We start from the raw sequence: 880 nt of genomic DNA, 5'->3' as shown, positions 1-880 counted from the left end.
GAAGGCAACGACACGCTACACGGTGGTGGCGGTGCCGACTCTCTATATGGCGGCTTGGGAGCAGATACACTAAAAGGTGCTAATGGCTCTGATAAGCTTTACGGGAATGAAGGTAACGATTTGTTGGTGGGTGGTAAAGGCCATGATACCTATTACTACCAAACTGGTGATGGCTATGATCGTATTAATAACGCTTCAAATAACTTCGCGACTGATACTGACAAACTTAGTTTGGAAAGTGTAGGTGATGTCGATGATGTATGGTTCAAAAAGACGAACAACCATCTCGATATTTATGTGCTGGGAAGTGAAGACCACGTTCGAGTTAATAACTGGTACAAGGCAGATAAGTTTAAGCTGGATTCAATTGAGGCGGGTGGCCAAGCCATTGATGCTATTAATATTGAACAGCTTGTAAGTGCGATGGCTTCGTTCGGAGCTCCTTCAGGAGGCAGCATATCGCTGAATTCTGATGAGCAAAACCAAGTCGATACAGCAATAGCGACGGCTTGGGCCTAGAGGCTACATAAAGGGCCTTCGGGCCCTTAAAAACTTTCTCAACTCTTCGGCAAAATAACCACAACCCTAAGCCCCTTAACCTCCCGATTACTCAACTCAATCACACCATTGTGCTTCTTAATAATTTGCGAGCTAATAGCGAGACCTAATCCAAAGCCTCCCGTGCCTCGGTTACGGCTTTTGTCAGCTCGGTAGAAGGGTTTGAGGATCGATTTGAGCTCTTCTTCTGGAATGCCGGGGCCTTCGTCCAAAATCTCTATATGAAGATTGCCAGAGCCCTCATAGAGCTTGAGCTCGATGTTGGCATCGTTGGGGCTGTATTTGATGGCGTTTGTTAGCAGGTTTTCAAATGCCCGGGTTA

General features: G+C 46.4%; 2 protein-coding genes. One reads left to right on the top strand and one right to left on the bottom strand.

The genetic code is table 11. The features are described 5' to 3' along the window. On the top strand, window positions 1–519 hold a 519-nt coding region (locus A3763_RS26005), incomplete at its 5' end, for a calcium-binding protein (protein ID WP_068760733.1). A gap of 38 nt (window positions 520–557) precedes the next feature. Here the strand turns inward: A3763_RS26005 and A3763_RS26000 are convergent. Continuing rightward, the coding region (locus A3763_RS26000; RefSeq protein ID WP_197483144.1) for an ATP-binding protein at window positions 558–880 on the bottom strand (323 nt) is incomplete at its 5' end.

It is taken from the genome of Oleiphilus sp. HI0128 (genome assembly GCF_001635365.1).
This window is presented reverse-complemented; position numbering and strand designations above follow the sequence as displayed.